Source organism: Pseudonocardia sp. HH130629-09 (assembly GCF_001294645.1).
GTDB lineage: Bacteria > Actinomycetota > Actinomycetes > Mycobacteriales > Pseudonocardiaceae > Pseudonocardia.
Genome location: NZ_CP011868.1, coordinates 3475856 through 3497824 on the forward strand (window position 1 = coordinate 3475856; position 21969 = coordinate 3497824).

17 protein-coding genes and 4 pseudogenes are annotated in these 21969 nt (G+C 74.9%); 11 read left to right on the forward strand and 10 right to left on the reverse strand.

The genetic code is table 11. The annotated features are described in order from the left end of the window. Positions 1-48: 48 nt before the first annotated feature. The 5 genes and pseudogenes from XF36_RS15935 to XF36_RS35650 form a co-directional block, all read left to right on the forward strand. Positions 49-2937, forward strand: a complete 2889-nt coding sequence (locus tag XF36_RS15935) for an FAD-binding and (Fe-S)-binding domain-containing protein (protein WP_238588903.1) — start codon at positions 49-51, stop codon at positions 2935-2937. A 101-nt stretch (positions 2938-3038) separates the two neighbouring features. Then, positions 3039-3485, forward strand: coding sequence for a hypothetical protein (locus XF36_RS15940; RefSeq protein WP_145981382.1), 447 nt, complete (start codon positions 3039-3041; stop codon positions 3483-3485). Positions 3486-3710: 225 nt separating this feature from the next. After that, on the forward strand, positions 3711-5213 hold the full coding sequence (locus XF36_RS15945; protein ID WP_238588904.1) for an APC family permease: 1503 nt from the start codon (positions 3711-3713) through the stop codon (positions 5211-5213). A gap of 124 nt (positions 5214-5337) precedes the next feature. Next, positions 5338-6096: a hypothetical protein gene (locus XF36_RS15950; RefSeq protein ID WP_060712602.1), complete on the forward strand. Its 759-nt coding sequence runs from the start codon at positions 5338-5340 to the stop codon at positions 6094-6096. Between the two features lie 310 nt (positions 6097-6406). Then, positions 6407-6781 (forward strand): annotated as a pseudogene (locus XF36_RS35650) (C40 family peptidase); the annotation flags it as partial. A gap of 156 nt (positions 6782-6937) precedes the next feature. Here the strand turns inward: XF36_RS35650 and XF36_RS15960 are convergent. Further along, positions 6938-7342, reverse strand: a complete 405-nt coding sequence (locus XF36_RS15960; RefSeq protein WP_060712604.1) for an STAS domain-containing protein — start codon at positions 7340-7342, stop codon at positions 6938-6940. A 302-nt stretch (positions 7343-7644) separates the two neighbouring features. Beyond that, on the reverse strand, positions 7645-8439 hold the full coding sequence (locus XF36_RS15965; protein ID WP_060712605.1) for an SDR family NAD(P)-dependent oxidoreductase: 795 nt from the start codon (positions 8437-8439) through the stop codon (positions 7645-7647). 153 nt (positions 8440-8592) lie between these two features. On the opposite strand from XF36_RS15965, the gene XF36_RS15970 reads away from it, so the two are divergent. After that, positions 8593-9225, forward strand: coding sequence for a TetR/AcrR family transcriptional regulator (locus tag XF36_RS15970; protein ID WP_060712606.1), 633 nt, complete (start codon positions 8593-8595; stop codon positions 9223-9225). 9 nt (positions 9226-9234) lie between these two features. On the opposite strand, the gene XF36_RS34875 is transcribed toward XF36_RS15970, so the two are convergent. Next, positions 9235-9357: a hypothetical protein gene (locus XF36_RS34875; RefSeq protein ID WP_255357053.1), complete on the reverse strand. Its 123-nt coding sequence runs from the start codon at positions 9355-9357 to the stop codon at positions 9235-9237. A 98-nt stretch (positions 9358-9455) separates the two neighbouring features. Here XF36_RS34875 and XF36_RS32485 point away from each other — a divergent pair, with 98 nt between their 5' ends. Together XF36_RS32485 and XF36_RS35655 are read left to right on the forward strand one after the other, a co-directional pair. Next, a complete protein-coding gene (locus tag XF36_RS32485; RefSeq protein ID WP_060712607.1) occupies positions 9456-9971 on the forward strand; it encodes a PucR family transcriptional regulator in 516 nt (171 codons plus the stop codon). Between the two features lie 172 nt (positions 9972-10143). Continuing rightward, positions 10144-10725 (forward strand): annotated as a pseudogene (locus tag XF36_RS35655) (alpha/beta fold hydrolase); the annotation flags it as partial. Between the two features lie 362 nt (positions 10726-11087). Here XF36_RS35655 and XF36_RS30505 read toward each other — a convergent pair. The 4 genes and pseudogenes from XF36_RS30505 to XF36_RS15995 all read right to left on the reverse strand — a co-directional run. Next, positions 11088-11666 (reverse strand): annotated as a pseudogene (locus XF36_RS30505) (IclR family transcriptional regulator); the annotation flags it as partial. Next, complete coding sequence (locus XF36_RS15985) at positions 11667-12872, reverse strand: cytochrome P450 (protein ID WP_060712608.1); 1206 nt, start codon at positions 12870-12872, stop codon at positions 11667-11669. It abuts the pseudogene before it with no gap. Positions 12873-12904: 32 nt separating this feature from the next. Further along, positions 12905-13888 carry a PDR/VanB family oxidoreductase gene (locus tag XF36_RS15990; protein WP_064485440.1) on the reverse strand — a complete coding sequence of 328 codons (984 nt, stop codon included), beginning with the start codon at positions 13886-13888 and terminating at the stop codon, positions 12905-12907. 53 nt (positions 13889-13941) lie between these two features. Further along, positions 13942-14958: an FAD-binding dehydrogenase gene (locus XF36_RS15995; protein ID WP_349675505.1), complete on the reverse strand. Its 1017-nt coding sequence runs from the start codon at positions 14956-14958 to the stop codon at positions 13942-13944. Between the two features lie 241 nt (positions 14959-15199). Between XF36_RS15995 and XF36_RS16000 the strand changes: the two genes are divergently transcribed. Next, a complete protein-coding gene (locus XF36_RS16000; RefSeq protein WP_060711898.1) occupies positions 15200-16429 on the forward strand; it encodes an IS110 family transposase in 1230 nt (409 codons plus the stop codon). 21 nt (positions 16430-16450) lie between these two features. Here XF36_RS16000 and XF36_RS30510 read toward each other — a convergent pair. Further along, positions 16451-17080: pseudogene (locus XF36_RS30510) on the reverse strand (FAD-dependent oxidoreductase); the annotation flags it as partial. 198 nt (positions 17081-17278) lie between these two features. On the opposite strand from XF36_RS30510, the gene XF36_RS32985 reads away from it, so the two are divergent. Continuing rightward, on the forward strand, positions 17279-17914 hold the full coding sequence (locus XF36_RS32985; protein ID WP_060712609.1) for a lipase chaperone: 636 nt from the start codon (positions 17279-17281) through the stop codon (positions 17912-17914). 125 nt (positions 17915-18039) lie between these two features. Further along, on the forward strand, positions 18040-18879 hold the full coding sequence (locus tag XF36_RS16010) for an arsenic resistance protein (RefSeq protein WP_238588906.1): 840 nt from the start codon (positions 18040-18042) through the stop codon (positions 18877-18879). Between the two features lie 13 nt (positions 18880-18892). Here the strand turns inward: XF36_RS16010 and XF36_RS16015 are convergent, their stop codons facing one another. Both XF36_RS16015 and XF36_RS16020 read right to left on the reverse strand, forming a co-directional pair. After that, entirely contained in the window at positions 18893-20092 is a 1200-nt protein-coding gene (locus XF36_RS16015) for a homogentisate 1,2-dioxygenase (RefSeq protein WP_060712610.1), read from the reverse strand. After that, positions 20067-21953: an FAD-dependent monooxygenase gene (locus tag XF36_RS16020; RefSeq protein WP_082375455.1), complete on the reverse strand. Its 1887-nt coding sequence runs from the start codon at positions 21951-21953 to the stop codon at positions 20067-20069. Before XF36_RS16020 ends, XF36_RS16015 begins: the two co-directional genes overlap by 26 nt. Positions 21954-21969: the final 16 nt, after the last annotated feature.

Consider the following 21969-nt stretch of genomic DNA (forward strand, 5'->3'; position numbering starts at 1 on the left):
GTGCAGGGTGGGTGCACGCGCGTCCCACCACACGCCAGGAGCACCACCGTGACCCTCACCGGATCGCCCGCGGAGACATCGCCCACCGACCCGGCAGGCCGCCCGGCGCTGCTCGCCCTGCACGACCGGCTCGCCGCCGCGATCCGGCCGGCCGCCGTCGCCACCCGGGCGATCGACCGGCTCCGGATGGCGCACGACGCGTCGCACTTCGCCCGTACCCCGGCCGCGGTGGTGACGGTGTCGAGCGCCGCCGAGGTCGCCGCGCTGTTCCGCGCGGTGGGCGGGGTGCCGGTGACGTTCCGCTCGGGCGGGACGAGCCTGTCCGGGCAGGGCGTCACCGACGGGATCCTGGTCGATGTCCGACGGCACTTCCGCGACGTCGAGATCCTGGACGGCGGCGAGCGGGTGCGCGTCGGGCCCGGCGCGACGGTGCGCTCGGTCAACACCCGGCTCGCCCGGCACGGCCGGATGCTCGGCCCGGACCCGGCCAGCGAGGTCGCCTGCACCCTGGGCGGGGTCGTCGCGAACAACTCCTCCGGCATGGCCTGCGGCACCGCCGCGAACAGCTACGCGCTGCTCGACTCGGTCGAGCTCGTCCTGCCGTCGGGCACCACGCTGGACACCGGCGCACCCGGCGCCGACGACGAGCTGCGCGCCCGCGAGCCGCGGCTGTGGGCGGGCCTGGCCCGGCTGCGCGACCGGCTCCGCGGCAACACGGCGCTGCGCACCGAGATCGAGCGCCAGTTCGCGCTGAAGAACACCATGGGCTACGGCCTGAACTCCTTCCTCGACCACCACGACCCGGCGCAGATCCTGGCCCGGCTGCTCGTCGGCTCCGAGGGGACGCTGGCGTTCCTCGCCTCGATCACCATGCGCACCGTGCCGGTGCTCTCCCACACCCGTACCGGGCTGCTGGTGTTCGACGACCTCGCCGCGGCCAACCGGGCCCTGCCCGGCCTGGTGGACTCCGGCGCCGCGACGATCGAGCTGCTGGACGCGACGTCGCTGCGGGTCGGACAGGGCGACACCGACGCCGACCCGCGGCTGCGGGCGCTGACCGTCGACGAGCACGCCGCGTTCCTCGTGGAGTACCGCGGGCACACCGCCGACGAGGTCACCCAGCTCGCCGGGGACGCCTCCGGCCTGATCTCCGGGCTGCCGCTGCGGGGCCCGCGGGAGCTGTCCGCGGACCCGGTCGCGAGGGCCGGGCTGTGGACGCTGCGCAAGGCGCTCTACGCCAAGGTCGCGGGCGCCCGCCCGCCGGGCACCGCGGCGCTGCTGGAGGACGTCGCCGTACCCGTCCCGGACCTGCTCGCGACCTGCGAGGGCCTGATCGCGCTGTTCGCGAAGCACGACTACGACCACGCCGTGATCTTCGGGCACGCCAAGGACGGCAACGTCCACTTCATGTTGACCGAGACCCTCGACGACTCGGGCACGGCGGGCGGCCGGGACCGCTTCGGTCGGTTCACCGACGACATGGTCGACCTCGTGCTCGCCCACGGCGGGACGCTCAAGGCCGAGCACGGCACCGGCCGCATGATGTCGCCGTTCGTCCGCCGCCAGTACGGCGACGAGCTCTACGAGGTCATGCAGGAGATCAAGCGGCTGTGCGACCCGCAGCGGATCCTCTCCCCCGGCGTCGTCCTCGACGACGACCCCACCGCGCACCTGGCAGGCCTCAAGACCGCCCCGGCCGTCGAGTCCGAGGTGGACCGCTGCGTGGAGTGCGGGTTCTGCGAGCCGGTCTGTCCCAGCCGCGACCTGACCACCACCCCGCGGCAGCGGATCGTGCTGCGCCGCGAGATGGCCGCCGCCCGGGCCGCGGGCGACGACGCCCTGCTCGCCGAGCTGGAGGCCGACTACGCCTACGACGGCGTCGACACCTGCGCCGTCGACGGCATGTGCGGCACGGCCTGCCCCGTCCTGATCGACACCGGTGACCTGGTGCGACGGCTGCGCGGCGAACGCGACCACGGCCCCGCCGGCGCGGGCTGGACCCTCGCCGCGAAGCACTGGGGCGCCACCACCCGGGCCGCCGGGTTGGCCCTCACGGTCGCCAAGACCGTTCCCGGCGCCGGGCCCGCCTCCGCGGCGCTGCGCCGGGTCGCCGACCCCGAGCAGGTGCCGCAGTGGAGCCCCGACCTGCCCCGCGGCGGCGGGCGCCGGGTCCCCGGCGGTCTGGTGTCCACCGACGCCGACCTCGTCCTGTTCTCCTCCTGCACCGGTGCCATGTTCGGCTCGGCGGGCCCCGGCGCGGGCGAGGCGTTCTCCCGCCTCTGCGGACGGGCGGGGCTGCGGGCGAGCGCACCCGCCGGCCTGGGGTCGCTGTGCTGCGGCACGCCGTGGAAGTCCAAGGGGCTGTACGACGGGTTCGCCGTGATGGCCGAGCGGGTCCTGCCCGCGCTGTGGACGACGAGCCGCGGCGGGGCGATCCCGGTGGTGTCCGACGCGTCGTCGTGCACCGAGGGCCTGCGGGTGATGGTCGCGTCCGGGCCGGAACGCTACCGCGGCCTGCAGGTCCTCGACGCGGTCGCACTCACCGCCGAACGGATCCTGCCCGCGCTCACCGTGCCCGCCCGGCTGGCCCGGCTCGTCCTGCACCCGACCTGCTCGGCCACCCGGCTCGGCCTGCTCGACCCGCTGCGGCGCCTGGCCGCGGCCGTCGCCGACGACGTCGTCGTCCCCGACTCGTGGAGCTGCTGCGGCTTCGCCGGGGACCGCGGGATGCTGCACCCGGAGCTGACCGCGGCGGCCACCGCCGGGCAGGCGTGGGAGCTCTCCGGGGTCGACGCCGACGCCCACGCCTCCTGCAACCGCACCTGCGAGCTCGGCATGAGCCGGGCCACCGGCCGCGACTACGAACACGTCCTGGAGGTCCTCGAACGCCTGACCCGCGCCGCACGTCCAGCAGTGACGGGGACGACACCGCACTGATCCGTTCGGGTGGCGCCATGAGCAGTTCTCGTGATCCTGACGCACCTTCTTCGGTCAAGTCCTTGTTTCATGACCGGGTGGACAGGGCATGAGTGTCCGTGATGCGCGCCTTCGTGGGGGCGGTGCGCACCCGGAAGGAGCACATGACCGTGACCGTGGTGACAGGTGGGTCCGCGGCGAGCGCCGTCATGGCGATCGTCCGCATCGAGGCGCCCGCGGGCGTCGAGGCGGACGTCGTGGAGGCCGAGCTGACCCGTGCCCTGCACACGCACCGCAAGCGTCCGATGACCGTCGAGCTGTCCCTGGCCGACGGCACCGGGCCCTGGCCACGTCGCGGACCGGCCCGGTACGCCTTCGTCGCCGTGCTGACCATGGCCGGGCACTCCGAGCCGGAGCGGCTCGCCGCCCGCATCGAGAAGACGGCCCGCAAGGCGATCCGGCGCCGCTTCGGCCGCCCGGCCACCGCCGAGGTCCGCACCGAGATCTCCGGCGCCGAGGCGGGCGCCTACTGGTTCAGCGTCCGGGGCACGCCGCACCGGCAGTGCTGAACCCCCGGCGGATCGGCCGGCCGATCCGCCGGCCCACCCGGTGGCCGGTCCGGTGGCCGGTCCGGGGCGTGAGACACGACACCGGCGTTTCCGTTCGGGTGCGCCCGTGCCGCATCCTGTGTGCCGCCGCCGACCCGGGCGGGCGCAGACGAGACGGGGAACGACCGTGCCCACCATCCTCACCGCCGAGATCGGCGGTTGACCGCCGCCGCACCGCCTCCCCTCGTGGAGGCCGGCCCGAAGGGGCTCCGGACCGGAGCGCTGGGCCTGTGGGGCAACACCGTCATCGGGCTCGGCGCCACCGCGCCCGCCTACAGCCTGGCCGCGACGCTCGGCTACGTCGTCCTCGCCGTCGGCGAGAAGGCGCCCGCGATGTTCCTCGTCGCGTTCGTGCCGATGCTGTTCGTCGCCGTCGCCTACCGCGAGCTGAACCGCGCGGTCCCCGACTGCGGGACCACGTTCACCTGGGGCACCAAGGCCTTCGGGCCGTGGGTCGGCTGGATGGGCGGCTGGGGCGTCGCGGTGTCGGCGATCATCGTGCTGGCCAACGTCGCCGAGATCGCCGCCGTCTACACCCTGCGTGCGCTCGGGTTCGACGCCGCCGCGGAGAACACCCTGGTCAAGGTCGGTGTCGGGGTGCTGTTCATCCTGGTCATGACCTGGATCAGCCACCGCGGGATCGTGCTGTCCGAGCGGTTCCAGAACGCGCTGATCGTCTTCCAGATCGTGGTGCTCGCCGTACTGGCCGCCGGTGCGCTGTGGCTGGTGTACTCCGGCGACGCCGGCCCGCAGGCCGTGCTGCCCAGCTGGAGCTGGTTCGACCCGACCGGGATCTCCGGCTCGGCCGCGGCGCAGGCACTGATCCTGTGCATCTTCGTCTACTGGGGCTGGGACGCCTGCCTGGCCGTCGGCGAGGAGACCCGCGGCTCGACGAGCACCCCGGGCCGGGCCGCGCTCCTGGCCACGGTGATCCTGCTGGCGATCTACGTCGTCGTCGCCGTCGCACTGCAGTCCTACGCCGGGTTCGGCGCGACCGGGATCGGCCTGGCGAACCCCGAGCACTCCGAGGACGTGCTCACCCTGCTCGGCGCGCCGATGGGCGGCACGGCGCTCACCGCGGTGCTGCTGCTGACCGTCGCGGTGTCGGCGGCGTCGTCGACCCAGACCACGATCCTGCCCACCGCGCGCGGCGCGCTGGCGATGGCCGTCTACGGGGCGGTCCCGCCCCGCTTCGGCAGCGTCCACCCCCGCTACGCGACGCCCGGGTTCGCCACCGTCGTCATGGGTCTGTCCGCGGTGGTCTTCTACTTCGTGCTGGGCCTGGTCAGCTCGGACGCGCTGCTCGACACCGTCGCCTCGCTCGGCCTGGCCGTGGCGTTCTACTACGGCATCACCGCCTTCGCCTGCGTCTGGTACTTCCGGCGCACCCTGCTGCGCTCACCGCGCGACCTGCTGATGCGCGGCCTGCTGCCGCTGCTCGGCGGGGTGGTCATGGTGTGGGCGTTCGTGCAGAGCTCGATCGACATGCTCGACCCCGGCTACGGCGAGACCTCCTTCGGCCCGGTCGGCGGGGTGTTCGTGATCGGCGTCGGCATGATCGCGCTCGGTGTGCCGCTGATGCTGGCCTGCGCGGTGCGGCTGCGGCCGTTCTTCCGCGGCGAGACCCTCGACGAGAACACCCCGGTGCTCGTCCCGGAGACCGGTGAGCCGCCCTACGGCGGTTCCTAGACCGCACGGGGAGCGACCGGTCATCGCCCCCATCCGGTGATGGTCCCGACGGAACGGACCGGCGACGCATCCGCCCAGGTGGGGGGCCGCCACGACGATCATGACCTCGCGTACGGTGCGGCCCATGGCTTCCGACACGAGCAGGTCCACGGACAGCGGCACGGCGACCGGTACCCCGGGGACCGACGACGCGTCCGGCTCCGTCGCGACGGACCGGGCGACCACGACCGACACGACCGGCGGCACCGGAGCCGACTCCCCCGCCACCGACACCCCCGCGACCCCGGCCGAGAGCGCGCCGACCGCCGCCGGGAGCACGGAGGCGACCGACACGACCTACACCGGCGCGGCCACGGGCGACTCGTCCACCGCGGCGACGCCCGCGCCGGCCGGGTCCGGCACCCCGGCCGACACCGCGACGACCACCCCGACCTCCGAGGTGACGTCCGGGACGACCTCGGCGACGACCTCCGGTGGTGGACTCGCCGGAGCCGGCGCCGTCGTCGCCGCGGGGCTCGGCCTCGCCTCGCTCACCGGCACCTCGGTCGGCGACATGCTGCGCGAGCGCGAGTCGCTCGTCGGGCAGATCCAGGCTGCGACCGGCAGCCCCGGCGACACCATCGAGTCCTTCTACGGCGCACCCTGGGACGTCGCCGCCCTGGTCAACGGCGTCGTCGCGCTGGTCGCGGTGCTCGTCGGGCTCGTCCTGGTCCTCGGCCCGGCCGCCCGGCCCGCCGCGGGCGCCTGGGTCCGGCCGGTCGCACTCGGCGGCCTCGTGCTCGGCGTCCTGGGCCTGCTGGTCTCCGGCGGGATGTACCTCGACCTGTTCGCCTCGACTCCGGTGCTCCCGCAGATGCCGGGCATCCCCGGCCTCGGCGGCTGACCCGCCCCTTCGGCCAGACCCGAGCGCGCATCCCGAGACGGCTCATCCCGTGGCGGCACCGACCGGGTCGCCCCGTTCACCCGCTCGATCGCTTCCGCTACCGGTCGCCCCGATCCCGTCCCTAGGTTCGGCGCAGTTCGGCGCAGGTCACCGCCCGGTGACCGCGTCGCACCCGCCGACCGCGGGCGACGGGGAGGAACCGACCGGGATGAACGCCGTGCCGCTCCGGTCCCCGTTCGCGACGACGCTCGTCACCGTGGTCCTGCTGCTCGTCACCGGCGATGTCGCCGCGGCCGGGCCGCCGGGGACGCCCGAGCAGCGGGCGGCCACCGCGGTCGAGGTCGCCCTGCGCCAGATGGGGCTGCCGTTCGTCTGGGGTGGCAACGGGCCGGAGAACGGCGACCGCGGATTCGACTGCTCCGGGCTGACCGCCTTCGCCTACGGCGAGGCCGGCGTCGTCCTGCCGCGGACCGCGCACGCCCAGTACCGTCGCGGCCCGCAGGTGCCCGCCGGGGCCGCGCTGCACCCGGGTGACCTGGTCTTCTACGGCACCGCCGACAAGGTCCACCACGTCGGTCCGTTCGTCGGGCAGGACCGGATGGTGAGCGCGCCGACGTTCGGGATGCCGGTGCAGACCTCCTGGTACCGGTGGCGCGGCGACGACTACCTCGGCGCGACCCGCCCGGCGCAGGCCACCGACGGCGTCCCGGACCCGGCGGTGCGCGAGACCCCGGACCCGTCGATCCCGGACGAACCCTGGTTCGACGCGGCCGCCGCGCCACCGCTGCCCCGCTGACCGCGCGGCCCGCGGGACGGCGACGCTGCCGCCCAGGCGCCGGGGTCAGGACGCGTCGGCGACCGGCACGTCGACCGCGACCACGGTGAGACCGCGGCCCGGGACCAGCCGCAGCGCGCGTGCCGCCGGCGCGGCCGGGTCCAGCACCACCACCAGGGAGGCGCCCGTGGCCCGGGCGCGGTCCGCGGCCGCACGCAGCATCGCCACACCACGCAGCCCGAGGAACCCCACTGCGTTCAGGTCCAGGACGACCCGGCCACCGGGCACGGAGTCGACCGTGGCGAGCACCCGCGCCTCGACCGAGGGGCCGGTCGCGAGGTCGATCTCGCCGGACACGCCGATGACGACGGTCGCGGCAACGCCGCGAACGACGTGGACCTGCGGGTCGGTGGTGACGGTGTCGGGCGCCGGGACGGTGAGGAGACGACGGGATGGCGTGGGCGCGGTCATGTGTCCGCCAGGGGGAGGTAGGGCGGGTCCCCACTACGAGGACGGTCGACCCGTGGTGCCGTCGGAGCACGGAGCTGTACCGGACGGCCGAACGGCGACGGCACCCGAGAGGGTGTCGCCCGTGAGAGACATCGAGCAGATCCGGTCGTCGGATCGACGAGCCCGGACCGTCACCGTAGCCGTCGTCAACACCGGGTGTCCAGCGTGCGGTCCGCTCCTCCGCCGGACCGGCGCCCAGGTGCATTCCGCGGGGGCCTCGCCGCCCGGGACCGGCGCTCCCCGGCGGCGAGGACCCCGGCGGGTCACATGCCCATGCCGCCGTCGACCGGCAGACCGGCACCGTTGACGAACCGGGCGGCGTCGGAGGCCAGGAACGCGACCACGTCGGCGATGTCGGCGACCTCGCCGAGCCGACCCGACGGGGTCAGCTCGACCACCGCGCCGACCGCGGCCTCCGGGCTCTCGAACAGCCCGAGCCCGGCGGTCTCGACCGCGAGCTTCTGCCCCATCGCGGTCGGGACGAGCCCGGGGTACACGCAGTTGACCCGCACCCCGTAGCCGAGCTTGCCCGACTCCATCGCCGCGACCCGGGTGAGCCGGTCGACGCCGGACTTGGTCGCGGAGTAGCCGCCGATGGCGGGGAACGCGATGGTCGCGGCCACCGAGGCCACGTTGATCACGGCCCCGCCGCGGCCGGCCGCGCCACCCGGGCGCATGGCGCGGAAGGCGTGCTTGATGCCGAGCATCGTGCCGAGCACGTTGACCTCGAGCATCCGGCGGACGTCGTCGGGCTCGGTGTCGGCGAGCAGCTGGGTGACCTCGACGCCCGCGTTGTTGACGACGACGTCGAGTCCACCGAACCGCTCCACCGTCTCGGCGACGGCGTTGGTCCAGGAGGCGTCGTCGGTGACGTCCAGGTGCACGAACCCGTGCTGCTCGCCGAGGGACTTCGCGAGCGTGCCGCCCGCCTCGTCCTGCAGGTCGGCGACGACGACCCGGCCACCGGAGTCGGCCAGCGCGCGGGCCATCCCCTCGCCCAGTCCCTGTGCTCCCCCGGTCACGAGCACGGTGCGTCCGGTCAGGTCGATCTGCGTCACGGCGACTCCAGTGTCGATCGGTGATGTGGGCCATAGGCTGCCGCGATCTCTGACCAGTTGTCAAGACATCGTCGGGCAGGCGTCCAGAACACCGGCGTCGGAGGCGCGCCGGTCGGTTACAGTGGCCCCTGGCGGACGACGGGAGGGGGCCGCGTGGCACGGGCGAACCCGGTCGACAAGCACGACGCGCGCCGTCGCGCACTGGCGGACTCGGCCCTGCAGACCCTCGGCGAGCTCGGCTACGCGCGGGCGTCGCTGCGCGAGATCGCCCAGAACTCCCCGTACAGCCACGGCGTCGTGCACTACTACTTCGCCGACAAGCTGGAGCTGATCGTCTACTGCGTGCGGCAGTACAAGGCGGTGTGCGTGACCCGCTACGACGGCGCCGTCGCCGACGCGACGACCGCCGAAGGCCTGGTCACCGCGTTCGCGGACACCCTGTGCCAGACGATCGTCGACGAGGCCCCGATGCACCGCCTCTGGTACGACCTGCGCGCCCAGAGCATGTTCGAGCCGAACCTGCGCGAGGCCGTCGGGCAGATCGACCGCACCCTGGAGGACATGGTGTGGCGGGTCGTCACCCGGTACGCCGAGCTCGCCGGCACCACGGTCGCGCTCAGCCCGCACGCCGCCTACGGGATGGTCGACGGCGTGTTCCAGCAGGCCCTGCTGGGGTTCCTCACCGGCGACGACCCGCACGCGCTGGACACCCTGCGCACCGAGGTCCGGGACCTGCTGCCGCTGACCCTGCGCCCGGTGCCGGTCGGCGCGGGCGCCGGGGCCTGATCCCGGGCCTCACCGGGACCGCGCGGACAGCCCGCCGTCCACGGGCAGGCAGACGCCGTTGACGTACGCGGCGCGGGCGAGGACGAGGAGCACGCCCGGATCGCCCTGCGGACGGCCCTGTCGGGGCGTCACCCCGACGACCCGTGCGGGTGGCTCACCGCGGTCACCGGCAGCACCGCGGTGCTGCTCGCCGACTCCCCGGCGGCGGGCGCCGGGGACCTTCCCGGCGGGTGCACCGGGTCGTCGACCGGGTCGCGGAGCTGGCCCACAGCCGGTTCCGCTGCGTCGCCGGGATCGGCGGGCCGGTCGCCGCGCCGGAGCTGCTCGCCGGGTCGGTCGCGCAGGCCCGGACCGCGTGCACGGCCGCGGAGCTGGGCCTGCGGCCCCCGGTGGCCCGGTGGTCGGAGCTCGGGGCGCTCGGCCCGCTGCTCGCGGTCCCGCCGGACCACCTGACCGAGGAGACCCTCCCGGCCGAGGTGCACCGGCTCCGCGCCGCCGACCCCGACGGACGGCTGGTCGCGACCGTCCGCGCCTACCTCGACGAGGCGGGCAACGGCCCGGCCGCGGCCGCCCGGCTGCACATCCACCGGACCTCGCTCTACTACCGGCTCGACCGGGTCGCCCGGCTCACCGGCCTGGACGTCTCCGACGGCGCGACCCGGCTGGCGCTGCACCCGGGGCACACCGCGCTCGACGTCATCGAGGCCCGGGCTCACCTTCGACAGTCGGAGCACAGAACGGCCTGATCACTCGTCCGGCGGAGGTGGTGACCGGAGCCACAGCGCCCCAGACTCTCCGCGGACCCGAGGAGGACCGATGGCCACCTCCACCACCGCCGACGGCGTGACGCTCGACTTCCGCGACTCCGGCGGCGGCGTCCCGCTGGTGATGCTGCACGGCTGGGGACAGACCCAGGCGATGTTCGCCCACCAGCTCACCGGACTCGGCGCCGGCCGCCGCGTGGTCACCTACGACCAGCGCGGGCACGGCGTCTCCGACAAGCCCCACCACGGCTACCGCATCGCCCGGCTCGCGCAGGACCTCGTCGAGCTGCTCGACCACCTCGGGCTCGACCGCGCCGACCTGCTGGGCTGGTCGGTGGGCGCCTCGGTGCTGTGGAGCCACATCGGCACCCGCGGCACCGGCCGGATCCGCAGGCTGGTGCTGGTCGACCAGCCGGCGGCCGTCGCGGCGGTGCCGTGGATGTCGGTGGACGAGCAGGCCGGGTCGGGGGCGATCTTCGACGTCGGCGGCCTGCTCGAGCTGGCCGCGAACCTCGCCGGGCCGGAGGGCCCGAAGGTGCGGGAGGCGTTCGTCCGCTCGATGTTCTCCGGCACCCCCCGCCGAGGACGTGTGGTCCCTGGTCGCCCAGGAGATCACCCACACACCAGCCCACGCCGGAGTGCCGCTGCTGTTCGACCACTGCGCCCAGGACTGGCACGACGTACTGCCCCGGATCGACGTCCCGACGCTGGTCGTCGGCTGCGAGGGCAGCCACGTGAGCCCGGAGTCGCAGCGCTGGATCGCCGAGCGCGTCCCGGGTGCGCGGCTGCACGTGTTCGGGACCGACGAGGCGAACTCGCACCTCGTGTTCCTGGAGAACCCCGCCGCGTTCGACGCGGTGGTCGAGGACTTCCTGGGCTGAACGCCCTCACCGCGCGGGGTCTCCCCCGGCGTGCGCCCGGGCGATGCCGTGGGCCGCGGCGCGCAGGGCCGGGACGAGGGTGCGGGTACGGTCGTCGCGCGGCTGCACCGTCGACAGCGCCGCGACGACGGCCCCGTCCCGGCCCCGTCCCGGCCCCGTCCCGGCCCCGCACCGGGACCGCGACGCCGGTCGCGTCGGGGTGCACGTGGCCCTCGGTGACGACGTGGCCGTCACGCCGGACGCGGGCGAGCAGGACCCGCAACCGGGCCGGATCGGTCACCGTGGCGGACGTCCGTCGTTCCAGGGGTGCCGCGAGAACGCGTTCCTGCTGGTCGGGCGACGCGTGGGCGAGCAGGACCAGACCGGAGGACGAGACGTGCAGCGGCAGCCGCCCGGCGATCCGGGTCAGGTTGACGACGGCCCCGGGGGCGGAGAGGCGTTCGAGGAAGATGACCTCGTCGCCGTCGAGGACGCCCAGCTGCACGTGGTGCCCGACGACGGCGTGCAGGTCCCCGAGGAACGGCAGCACGGCGGCCCGCAGGGTCAGCGTCGGCGACGCCCGCTGCCCCAGCTCCCACAGCCGCATCCCGATCCGCAGCCGACCGGAGCCGGTCCGCGTGAGCAGGCCCTGCTCCACCAGCTGCCCGACCAGCCGCGACGCGGTGGCGACGTGCAGCCCCGATGCCCGGGCGATCTCGGCGACGCCCAGCTCGGGCCGCCCCGGCTCGAACAGCGACAGGATCCGCACCGCCCGGGCCAGTACCGGTTCGCCCGCGACCACGGGTGGAGTGTGCACCTAGGCGGGGGTGACCCGCAGCGGCATCGACGCCCAGGCCCGCATGGTGTTGTTGGGCCGTCGGCGCGGCGGACCGGCGGGCTCGATGGTCGCGACCCGCGCGGCGAGCGCCCGCAGCACCGACTCGGCCTCCAGCCGGGCGACGTGCTGGCCGACGCACTGGTGCAGGCCCATCCCGAACCCGACGTGCCCGGACGGGTCGCGGCCCAGGTCGAAGGTGCCCGCGTCGGGTCCCCAGAACCGCGGGTCCCGGTTCGCCGACCCCAGGAACATCAGCACCTTGCGCCCGGCCGGGACACCCACGCCGGCGATCTCGGTGTCGGTCGCCGTCGTCCGGAAGAAGGTCTGCACCGGCGACTCCCAGCGCACGGCCTCGTCGAACGCGACGCGGGCGAGCCCGGGGTCGGCGCGCAGCCGCGCCCACTGCTCCGGGTGCGTGGCGACGGCGTGCAGCACCGCCGCGAGCCCGGTGACGGTGGTGTCGACCCCGGCCGACAGCAGCGACCGCACGACGAGCGGGGCCTGCTCCGGGGTCAGGTCACCGCGGTCGGCGGCGGCCCAGATGTCGGCGCCGAAGCCGTCGGCGGCCAGCGCCTCCCTGGCGCACTGCGTGTTCACCCACGCCGAGAGCTCCCCGAGCCGCGGCAGCTTCTCCTCCAGCAGCGTGTTGCGCGGCCCGAACGCGTTGAACAGCAGGTCGCCGTAGGGCAACAGGTTCTCCCGGCCCGCCTCGGGCAGCCCGACAGCGTCGGGGAACACCCGCAGCGGGAACGCCTCGGCGATCGCGGGGGCGGCGTCGAACTCGTTCCCCCCGGCCAGCACCTCGTCGACGAGCGCCGCGGCGTCGGCGGCCCAGCGGTCCCGCAGCACGCGCAGCGCCCGGGGGCCGAGGACCTTCCCCAGCACCCGGCGCGGCGCGTCGTGGCGCGGCGGGTCGGCCTCCAGCAGCAGCGACGGCGGCCGCCACGGCGCCTCGGTGTGGAAGTTCGCCAGCCCCACCCCGGCCCCGGACCGGAAGGACTGCCAGTCGACGAGCGCGGCCCGGACGTCGGCGTGGCGGCCGAGGGCGAGCACGTCGTAGCGGGTGAGCCGGACCAGCGGGCCGGCCGCGCGCAGCTGTTCGTGGAACGGGAGCGGGTCGGTGAGGACCTCGGGGGCGAACGGGTCGACGTCGGTGGTGGGCAGGTGGTCGAGCGCGGCCGTCATGGGCGCTGCCTTCCGTTCGGGGCGGGTACGGCTCAGAGGTCGAGGACCAGGCGCGGGCCGACCGAGCGCGAGACGCAGACGAGCATGCAGTCGGCGGCGGCGCGCTCGTCGTCGTCGTCGAGGACGGAGTCGCGGTGGTCCGGGACACCGGCCAGGACGGTCGTCTCGCAGGTCCCGCAGGTGCCCTGCCGGCAGGAGGACAACACGTCGACGCCGGCGTCGGCGACCGCGTCGAGGACGCTGCGCCCGGGGGGCACGGTCACGTCGGTCCCGCGGCGGGCGAGGTGGACCTCGAACGCCGTGTCGCGGACGGCGCCGGTCGCCCGCGGGACGAAGCGCTCGGTCCGCACGGCGTGCGACGGCCATCCGGCCGTGGCCCGTGCCAGCGCCGTGAGCAGTGGGGCGGGTCCGCAGCCGTAGACCCGGGTGTCCGGCGCGGGCGCGCCCAGGAAGCCAGGCAGGTCGAGCAGCCCCTGTTCTTCCTGGGGGACGGTCCGAACCCGGTCCCCGTGCGCCGCGAGCTCCGCGGTGAACGCCATCGACCCGCGGGTGCGGCCGCCGTAGAGCAGCGCCCAGTCGGCGCCGAGCAGGTCCGCCGTGGCGATCATCGGGAGCATCGGGGTGATCCCGATGCCGCCCGCGACGAACCGATAGCGCGGGGCCGGGACCAGCGGGAAGTTGTTGCGCGGCCCGCCGAGTCCGATCTCGTCGCCGACGGCGAGCCGGTCGTGGACCCAGGCCGAGCCGCCGCGCCCGGCGGCCTCGCGCAGCACGGCGACGCGGTAGCGGTGGGCGTCCCACCGGTCCCCGCACAGCGAGTACTGGCGGGTGTGCCCGCCGGGGAGGACGAGGTCGACGTGCGCGCCGGGGGTCCAGTCCGGCAGCCGCCCGCCGTCGGCGGCGACCAGCTCCAGCGACACCACGCCGTCGGACTCGCGCCGGCGGCCCGCCACCCGGACCGTGCGGTTCTCGGCACCGGTCACCGTTGCTCCCCTCGTCATCGAGGAGCCGAGCATCCGTCGCGCGACCGCCGCCCGTGAAGGCGGGTCTCGCTCAGTGAGACACGGGTTCAGAGGGCCCCGGCGAGGCTGCGTCCGGCGGCGCGGCCGGAGAAGATGCAGCCGCCGAGGAACGTGCCCTCCAGCGCGTTGTACCCGTGCACCCCGCCCCCGCCGAACCCGGCGGCCTCCCCCGCCGCGTAGAGCCCGGGGATCGGCTCGCCGCGGGCGTCGAGGGCTCGGGAGTGCAGGTCGGTCTGGATCCCGCCGAGGGTCTTGCGGGTCAGCACGTGCAGCTTCACCCCGATCAGCGGCCCGGCGGCGGGGTCGAGGATCCGGTGCGGCGCGGCGACCCGCCCGATCCGGTCGCCGAGCGAGCGGCGGGCGTTGTGGATGCCCTGGACCTGGGCGTCCTTGCTGTACGGGTTCGCCAGCTGCCGGTCACGGGCCTCGATCTGGCCGCGGATCAGGGCCGGGTCGAGCGGCGGGGCGTCGGTGCGGGCGTTCATCCCCGCGACGAGCTCGTCGAGGGTGTCGGCGACGACGAAGTCCTCCCCGTGGGTCGTGAACGCCTGGACCGGGCCGGGCGCGCCCTTGCTGAGCAGCCGTTCGCGGAGGAAGGCCGCGCGGCGCCCGGAGGTGATGTCGGGGTTCTGTTCGGAGCCCGACAACGCGAACTCCTTCTCGATGATCTTGCGGGTGAGCACGAACCAGGAGTGGTCGTAGGGCGCGATGTCCGGGGTGGTGCGCAGGTGGCGCAGGGTGCCGAGGGTGTCGTAGCCGGGCAGGTACGGCGCGGGCAGCCGCCTGCCCAGCGCGTCGAACCACATCGACGACGGCCCGGGCAGGATCCGGATGGCGTGACCGGGCCAGACCGGGTCCCAGTTCACGACGCCCTCGGTGTAGTGCCACATGCGGTCGCGGTTGACCAGCCGCACGCCCGCGTCGGCGGCGATGTCGAGCATCCGCCCGTCCACGTAGGCCGGCACCCCGGTGATCATCGACGACGGCGGCGTGCCCATCCGCTCCGGCCAGTACCGGCGGACCATCTCGTGGTTCGCGCCGATCCCGCCGGTGGCCAGCACCACTGCGGGCGCGGAGAGCGTGCCCCCGTTACCTTCTTGATCAAGCCCGGTGAGGGCTTGCAGGCCACCGGCCACGGCATGACTCGTTGCCCCTGTCGTTGATGATCTGGGGGGTGTTGTCACCGTGGTCGGAGGGCGCCAACGACCGCTGATAGAGACCTGACCCGCTTGCGTGGTCTGCTCGTAACGTGGCTGCCGGCGCGGGTGTCCAGGCTGGTCTGCCACGACGACGGAAGGGCGCCGGTTGTCCGAGGAGATCGAAGCGGTGCCGTTCGCAGTGTTCTGCGGGCTGGACGTGGGCAAGCCCGAACACCACGCCTGCGCGCTCGACACTGCGGGCAAGCGGGTGCACGACAAGGCCCTGCCCAACGACGAGACCGCGCTGCGCACCGTATTCACCGCGCTCGCGGAGCACGGTCGGGTGCTGGTGGTAGTCGATCAACCGGCCTCGATCGGCGCGCTGGCCGTCGCGGTCGCCCGCAGCCTGGGTATCGACATGGCCTACCTGCCTGGGCTGGCGATGCGCCGGATCGCCGACCTGCACCCCGGACAGGGCAAGACCGACGCCCGCGATGCTCACGTCATCGCCGAGGCCGCACGCAGCATGCCGCACACGCTGCGCCGGGTCGGCAGCGACGACGAGACCCTCGCCGAGCTGTCGGTGCTGGCCGGCTACGACGACGACCTCGCCGGGCAATCCACGCGGCTGACCAACCGGCTGCGTGACGCCCTGCTGCACATTCATCCGGCTCTGGAACGGCTGCTCGGACCCCGTCTGGATCGCGGCGGGGTCCAGGACCTGCTCGCCGCCGCACCCACCCCCGCGGCTCTGCGCCAGCTCGGCGAGAGCGGCATCGCCGAGCTCATGCGACCGCGCTCGCCGCGCCTGGCGCGGACCCTGCCCACCCAGATCCTGGCCGCCCTCGACGCCCAGACACTCGTGGTCGCCGGCACGGCCGCCTTCGCCCGCGTCATCAGCGGAGTCGCCGCGCAGCTACGTGACGTCCACGTCGAACGAGGCAATCTGGCGGCTGAGCTCGAGGCCCGCCTGGAGGCCCACCCTCTTGGGCCGGTCCTGACCTCGATGCCCGGACTCGGAGTCAGGACCGCCATCAAGATTCTCACCATCGTCGGCGACGGATCCGCGTTCCCCACCGCCGGGCACCTGGCCGCCTACGCAGGGCTCGCACCCGTCACGCGTCGATCCGGGACCTCGATCAAGGGCGAGACCCGCTCCCAACGCGGCAACCATGCCCTCAAGTCCGCGCTGTTCCTCTCGGCGTTCGCCAGTCTCGCCGACCCGACCAGCCGCGCCTACTACGACCGCAAACGAGCCCAGGGCAAGCGCCACAACGCCGCCCTGATCTGCCTGGCCCGCCGCCGCACGGACGTCCTGTTCGCGATGCTCCGCGACCACACGCCCTACACCCCACCGACGGTTACCGAACCCGATCCGGCCCTCGCCGCGGCTTGACAACCACATAGAGACACCCCCCCCCGTCACGTCGCGGTTGCTGGGAGCTCCGCGCGGCGAGTCGTCCGGGGCGAGGAGGGCACCGCGGACGCCGGTGACGACGCCGTCGGCGCGGACCAGCTCGTCGACGCGGTGCCGGTGGTGGAAGGTCACGAGGCCGGCCTCGGCGGCCCGCAGTGCGGAGTCGACGAACGGTCCGACGACGCCGGTGCCGGTCCCCCAGCTCACGTGGAAGCGGGGCACGGAGTTCCCGTGGCCGGTCGCGGTGAGGTCGCCGCGCTCGGCCCAGCCGACCGTGGGGAGGAAGGAGATGCCCAGCTCTGTGAGGTAGGAGCGCTTCTCCCCGGCGGCGAACTCGACGTAGGCGCGGGCCCAGCGCGCGGCATGGGTGTCCTCGTCGTCGAGGCGGTCGAACCCGGCGCTGCCCTGCCAGTCGCTCCAGGCCAGCTCGACCGAGTCGTGCACCCGCATGCGGCGCTGCTCGGGGCTGTCGACGAGGAAGATGCCGCCGAAGGACCACCACGCCTGCCCGCCGAGGTCGACGGGTCCCTCCTGGTCGACGACGGCGACCCGGCGGCCCCGCCGGGTCAGCTCGTGGGTGGCGACCAGTCCGGCCAGCCCGGCCCCGACGACGATCACGTCCGCGTCCATGCCACTCCGTTCGTCGCCGGCCCACCGCACCCCGACGGGGCGGCCGGTGGACACAGACGTATCAGATCGGCGCAGGACGACGGGAGACGGGCGTGCCGCCGACCGGACCGGATTCACAGCACGTCCACAGCGGTCCGCCCGACGGAGCACAGGGGTGCCTCTACCGTTGATCGGGTCAGCGGAGGTGAGTCGAGGGAGGTGGACGTGCGGACCGACACCCGGCCCCGTGACGGCCGGTCCCGCCCGCGGTGGCGCCTGCCGGGACTCCTGGCCGCCGTGCTCGCGGCGTCCACCGCCGTCGTGCTCACGGTTCCGTCGTGGACGCCCGCGCCGCCGCCACAGGTCGCGACCGCGGCGTCGGCCACGGCAGCCGGTTCCGCCGCCACCCCGGCTCCGACGACCTCCGCGCCGGCCCCGGCCGGTGCCCCGGTCCCCGCGGGCCCGGCGACGGTCGCGCCCGCCGGGCCCGCCGTGCCCGGACCGTCCCTCCCGGTCGTCACCGGTGCCGACGGCACGCCGGTGGCGCGGCCCGCGACCGACGCCCTGTTCGACGGCCCGGCCGACGACCCCGGCGACCACTTCTGCTCCGGCTCGGTGGTCGAATCCGCCACGGGCGACCTGGTCGTGACCGCCGCGCACTGCGTCGCCGACGGCGACGGCACGCCCGCCAGGACGGGCATGAGCGGCCCGTGGCTGACCGGCCCGGACGACTCGGAGATCCTCGCCGTCACCGGTGGCTACCAGCAGGGCGGGGACTCCCCCGACGTCTCCTACGGCGCCGACCTCGGCCCCGCCGCGCAGGCGGCGTACCGCTCGGCCGGGGGGACCGACTGAGCCGGCTCGTCGCGTGGTGGGACCGTCACCAGGTCCCGCTGTACCTGGCCGCGATCCTCGCCGGGGCGCTCCTGGGTCTCGCCGTCCCGTGTGCCGCGCCCGCGCTCGGGGCCTCGGTCACCCCGGTGCTCGCGCTGCTGCTGTTCGCGACGTTCCTCGCGGTCCCGCTGGTCGACCTGGCGCGGGCGTTCACCGGTGCCCGTTTCCTGGTCACCGTGCTCGTGGCGAACTTCGTGCTGCTCCCGCCGGTCGCGTTCGGGCTGTCCTCGTTCGTCGCCGACGACCGCGGCCTGCTCCTGGGGGTCCTGCTCGTCCTGCTCACCCCGTGCGTCGACTACGTCGTCGTGTTCACCGGGCTCGCCGGTGGTGCTCGGGCGCAGCTGCTCGCGGCGACACCGCTGCTCATGGTGACCCAGCTCCTCCTGCTGCCCGGCTACCTGTGGCTGGCCGCCGGGCCGGAGGCGCTCGCCGTGGTCGAGGTCGGGCCGTTCGCCGAGGCGTTCGTGGTGCTGGTCCTGCTGCCGCTGGCCGCGGCGGCGCTGGTGCAGGTGCTGCACCGGCGACGGCCGGACGGGCGGGTCGCCCGGGTCGAGGGCACCGCCGCCGGGGCGATGGTGCCGCTCATGGTGGCGACCCTGGCCCTGGTCGTCGCGTCGCAGATCGCCGACGTCGGCGCGCAGGCCCTCACCCTGCTGCGGCTGGTCCCGCTCTACATCGTGTTCGCCGTCGCGGCGGTCGTCGTCGGCCTGCTCGCCGCCCGGGTGGCGCGCCTGGACGTCCCCGCCACCCGGGCGACGGTGTTCTCGGCGACGACCCGCAACTCCCTGGTCCTACTGCCGCTCGCCCTCGCCGTGCCCGGCCCGTTCGCCCTCGCCCCGCTGGCCGTCGTCACCCAGACCCTGGTCGAGCTCGTCGCCCTGGTGGTGCTGGTGCGGCTGGTGCCGGTGCTCGTCCCCGCCCGGTGAGCCGGCGGCCCCGTCAGCCGCCGGGCCCGCGACCCGCCCAGCTCCACGCGTACGACGGGTCCTCACAGGCCCGCCCGCCCTCGCCGAGGGCCAGCGGCCGGAACGTGTCGACCATGACCGCGAGCTCGTCGAAGGACTCCACCCCGAGTGCCCGCTCGACCGCGCCGGGCTGCGGGCCGTGGCTGTGCCCGCCCGGATGCAACGAGATCGAGCCCTGCCCGATCCCGGAGCCCTTGCGGGCCTCGTAGTCGCCGCCGCAGTAGAACATGACCTCGTCGGAGTCCACATTGGCGTGGTAGTAAGGCACCGGCACGGCCAGCGGGTGGTAGTCGACCTTGCGCGGCACGAAGTTGCAGACCACGAAGCCGGAGCCCTCGAAGACCTGGTGCACCGGCGGCGGCTGGTGCACCCGACCGGTGATCGGCTCGAAGTCCGCGACGTCGAACGTGTACGGGTACGGGCAGCCGTCCCAGCCGACGACGTCGAACGGGTGCGTGGGCACCACGTAGCGGGTGCCGGTGATCCCGTGCGGCCCCCCGCGGTGCTTCACCAGCACCTCGACGTCGGTGTCCTCGACGAGCAGCGGCTCGGTGGGGCCGTGCAGGTCGCGTTCGCAGTACGGGGCGTGCTCGAGCAGCTGGCCGTAGCGCGACAGGTACCGCGCCGGCGGGGTGATGTGCGACGACGCCTGGATCGCGTAGGCGCGCAGCGGCTCGGACCCCGTCGGGACCCACCGGTGGGTCGTCGCCCGCGGGAGCACCACGTAGTCGCCCTGGCCTGCCTCCAGGGCACCGAACACCGTCTCGACGGTCGCCGAGCCCGACTCCAGGTAGACGACCTCGTCGCCGACGGCGTTGCGGTAGAGCGGGCTGACCTCCCCCGCGACGACGTAGGAGATCCGCACGTCGGCGTTGCCCAGCACCAGCCGGCGCCCGGTCACGACGTCGACCGACTTCCAGTCCGGCGATTCGAGGTCGTGCAGCATCAGGTGCCGCGGCACGAGGGGCCGGTTCTCGGTCAGCGACTGGTCGCCCAGGTCCCAGGGGGTGGCGTCGACGATCGCCGACGGGACGCCCACGTGGTAGAGCAGCGAGGAGTCCGAGGAGAAGCCCTCCTCCCCCATCAGCTCCTCGCGGTAGAGCCCGCCGTCGGGGCGTCGGTGCTGGGTGTGCCGCTTCGGCGGGACGTCACCGGCTCGCCTGTAGTACGCCATCGTGGCCCTCCTCCGGTCCGGTCGATGTCGGTCTCCGCCCCGGCGCCCGCCCCGGCGCCGGCGGCGGGGACGGCGGCCCCGTCGCCGGCCCGGTCGATGGCGCGGGCGAGGGCGGCATCGCTGGCGGGGTCGGTCGCGCGGTCGTGCCGCGGGCGGTCGCGCGGGCGAGGGCGGCCGCGACGTCGTCGCGGGTCGGGGCGGGGAGCACGGCGGCGACGTGGGCGTCCGGGCGGAGCAGCCACACCTCGTCGGGCCGGGCGGCCAGGGCCGCGGTCACCGTCGGGCCGGCTCCGTCCCCCGCGGGGGCACCGGCTCCCGCTCCGGCCGGGTCGGCAGCGGATCCAGGGCCGGCTCCCGCTCCGGCACCGGCGGCTCCACCGGTGCCGGCGGGGTCGGGGTCGGGGTGGCCGTCCAGCTCCGCGAGGGCGAGCACGCGGACCGGGCCGGGCGCCGCGGACGCCGCCGCGGTGACCGCGTCCGCGTCGGTCAGCGGGCCGGTGAGCAGCAGGAACCCGTCGCGGGCGAGCGCGCGCAGCCGTCCCGGGCCGGCCGGGGTGCGGACCGGGGCATCGGGGACGAGCACGCCGGGCCCCGCGGGCGGGACCTCGCCGCGGGCGGGGCGCCCGGCGAAGGGACGACGGGCGTCGGCGGTGGTCAGCGGGGATTCGACGTACCAGAACGGCTCGGACAGCCGGCCGGAGTCGACCCGCGCCCTGGCCCCGGGGTCGGTCGCCGCCGCGGCGAGGACCTCGGAGCGGGCCCGCACCTGCTCGGCGCTGCGCGGGACCAGGAAGTCCATCGTCGCGGTGGTCACGGCGACGTTCTCCCGTGCCGCCGCGTGCCGCTCGGCGTGGTAGCTCTCCAGGAGCTCCTCCGGCGCCCAGCCGTGACCGACCCAGGCGATCTTCCAGGCGGCGTTCTCCGCGTCGGCGACGCCGGAGTTCAGGCCGCGGGCACCGAACGGGGAAACCAGGTGCGCGGCGTCGCCCGCCAGCAGGACCCGGCCGCACCGCATCCGGTCCACCACCCGCGAGTGGAACCGGTAGACCGAGGACCAGACCACCTCGTGGTCGACGTCCCCGATGACCGCCCGGATCCGGGCGGCCAGCGCTCCGGACGCGGTCTCGGCCTCGAGGTCGTACCCGGCCGGGACCTGCCAGTCGATCCGGTACGTCGAGTCCGGGCACGGGTGGACCAGCACCTGGCGGCCAGGGTTCGCGACCGGGTCGAAGTGGAAGCGGCGCTCGGCCGCCCACCCCGGGAGGTCGGCGCGGACGTCGCAGATCAGGAAGCGGTCGTCGAAGCTGGTGCCCTCGAAGGTGACCCCGAGCAGATCCCGCAGCGCATCTCCGCGGGCGCCGGCACAGACGACCAGAAAGCTCCCCGCGACCCGGCCACCATCGTCGACGGTGACCGTGACGCCGTCGGCGGTCTGCTCGACACCGACGACGTCGTGTCCCCAGCGCAGGTCCACCAGTGCCTCGTCGGCGATCCGCTCGTCGAGGATCTCCTCGGTGCGGGCCTGGGAGAGGTTCACGAAGGGCGGGAAGGCGGGCCGCCCCGGCTCGGCGACGGTGTAGGCGAACAGCTCGGTGTCGCGGTGGAAGGTGCGCGCGGTGGTCCAGGTGACGCCCTCGTCGGCGATCCGGCGGCCGGCGCCGACGGTCTCCCACACGTCGAGGACGTCGCGCTGCTGGCAGATCGCCTTCGACCCGACCCGGTCCCGCTCCGGGCGGCGGTCCAGCACGACCGTCGGGACGCCGTGGCGGGCCAGCAGCAGCGCGGTGGTCTGCCCGACCGGCCCGGCACCGAGCACCAGGACCGGCGACGACGGCCAGGTCGGCGCGGCGGACCTCGACACGACGGACCTCGACACG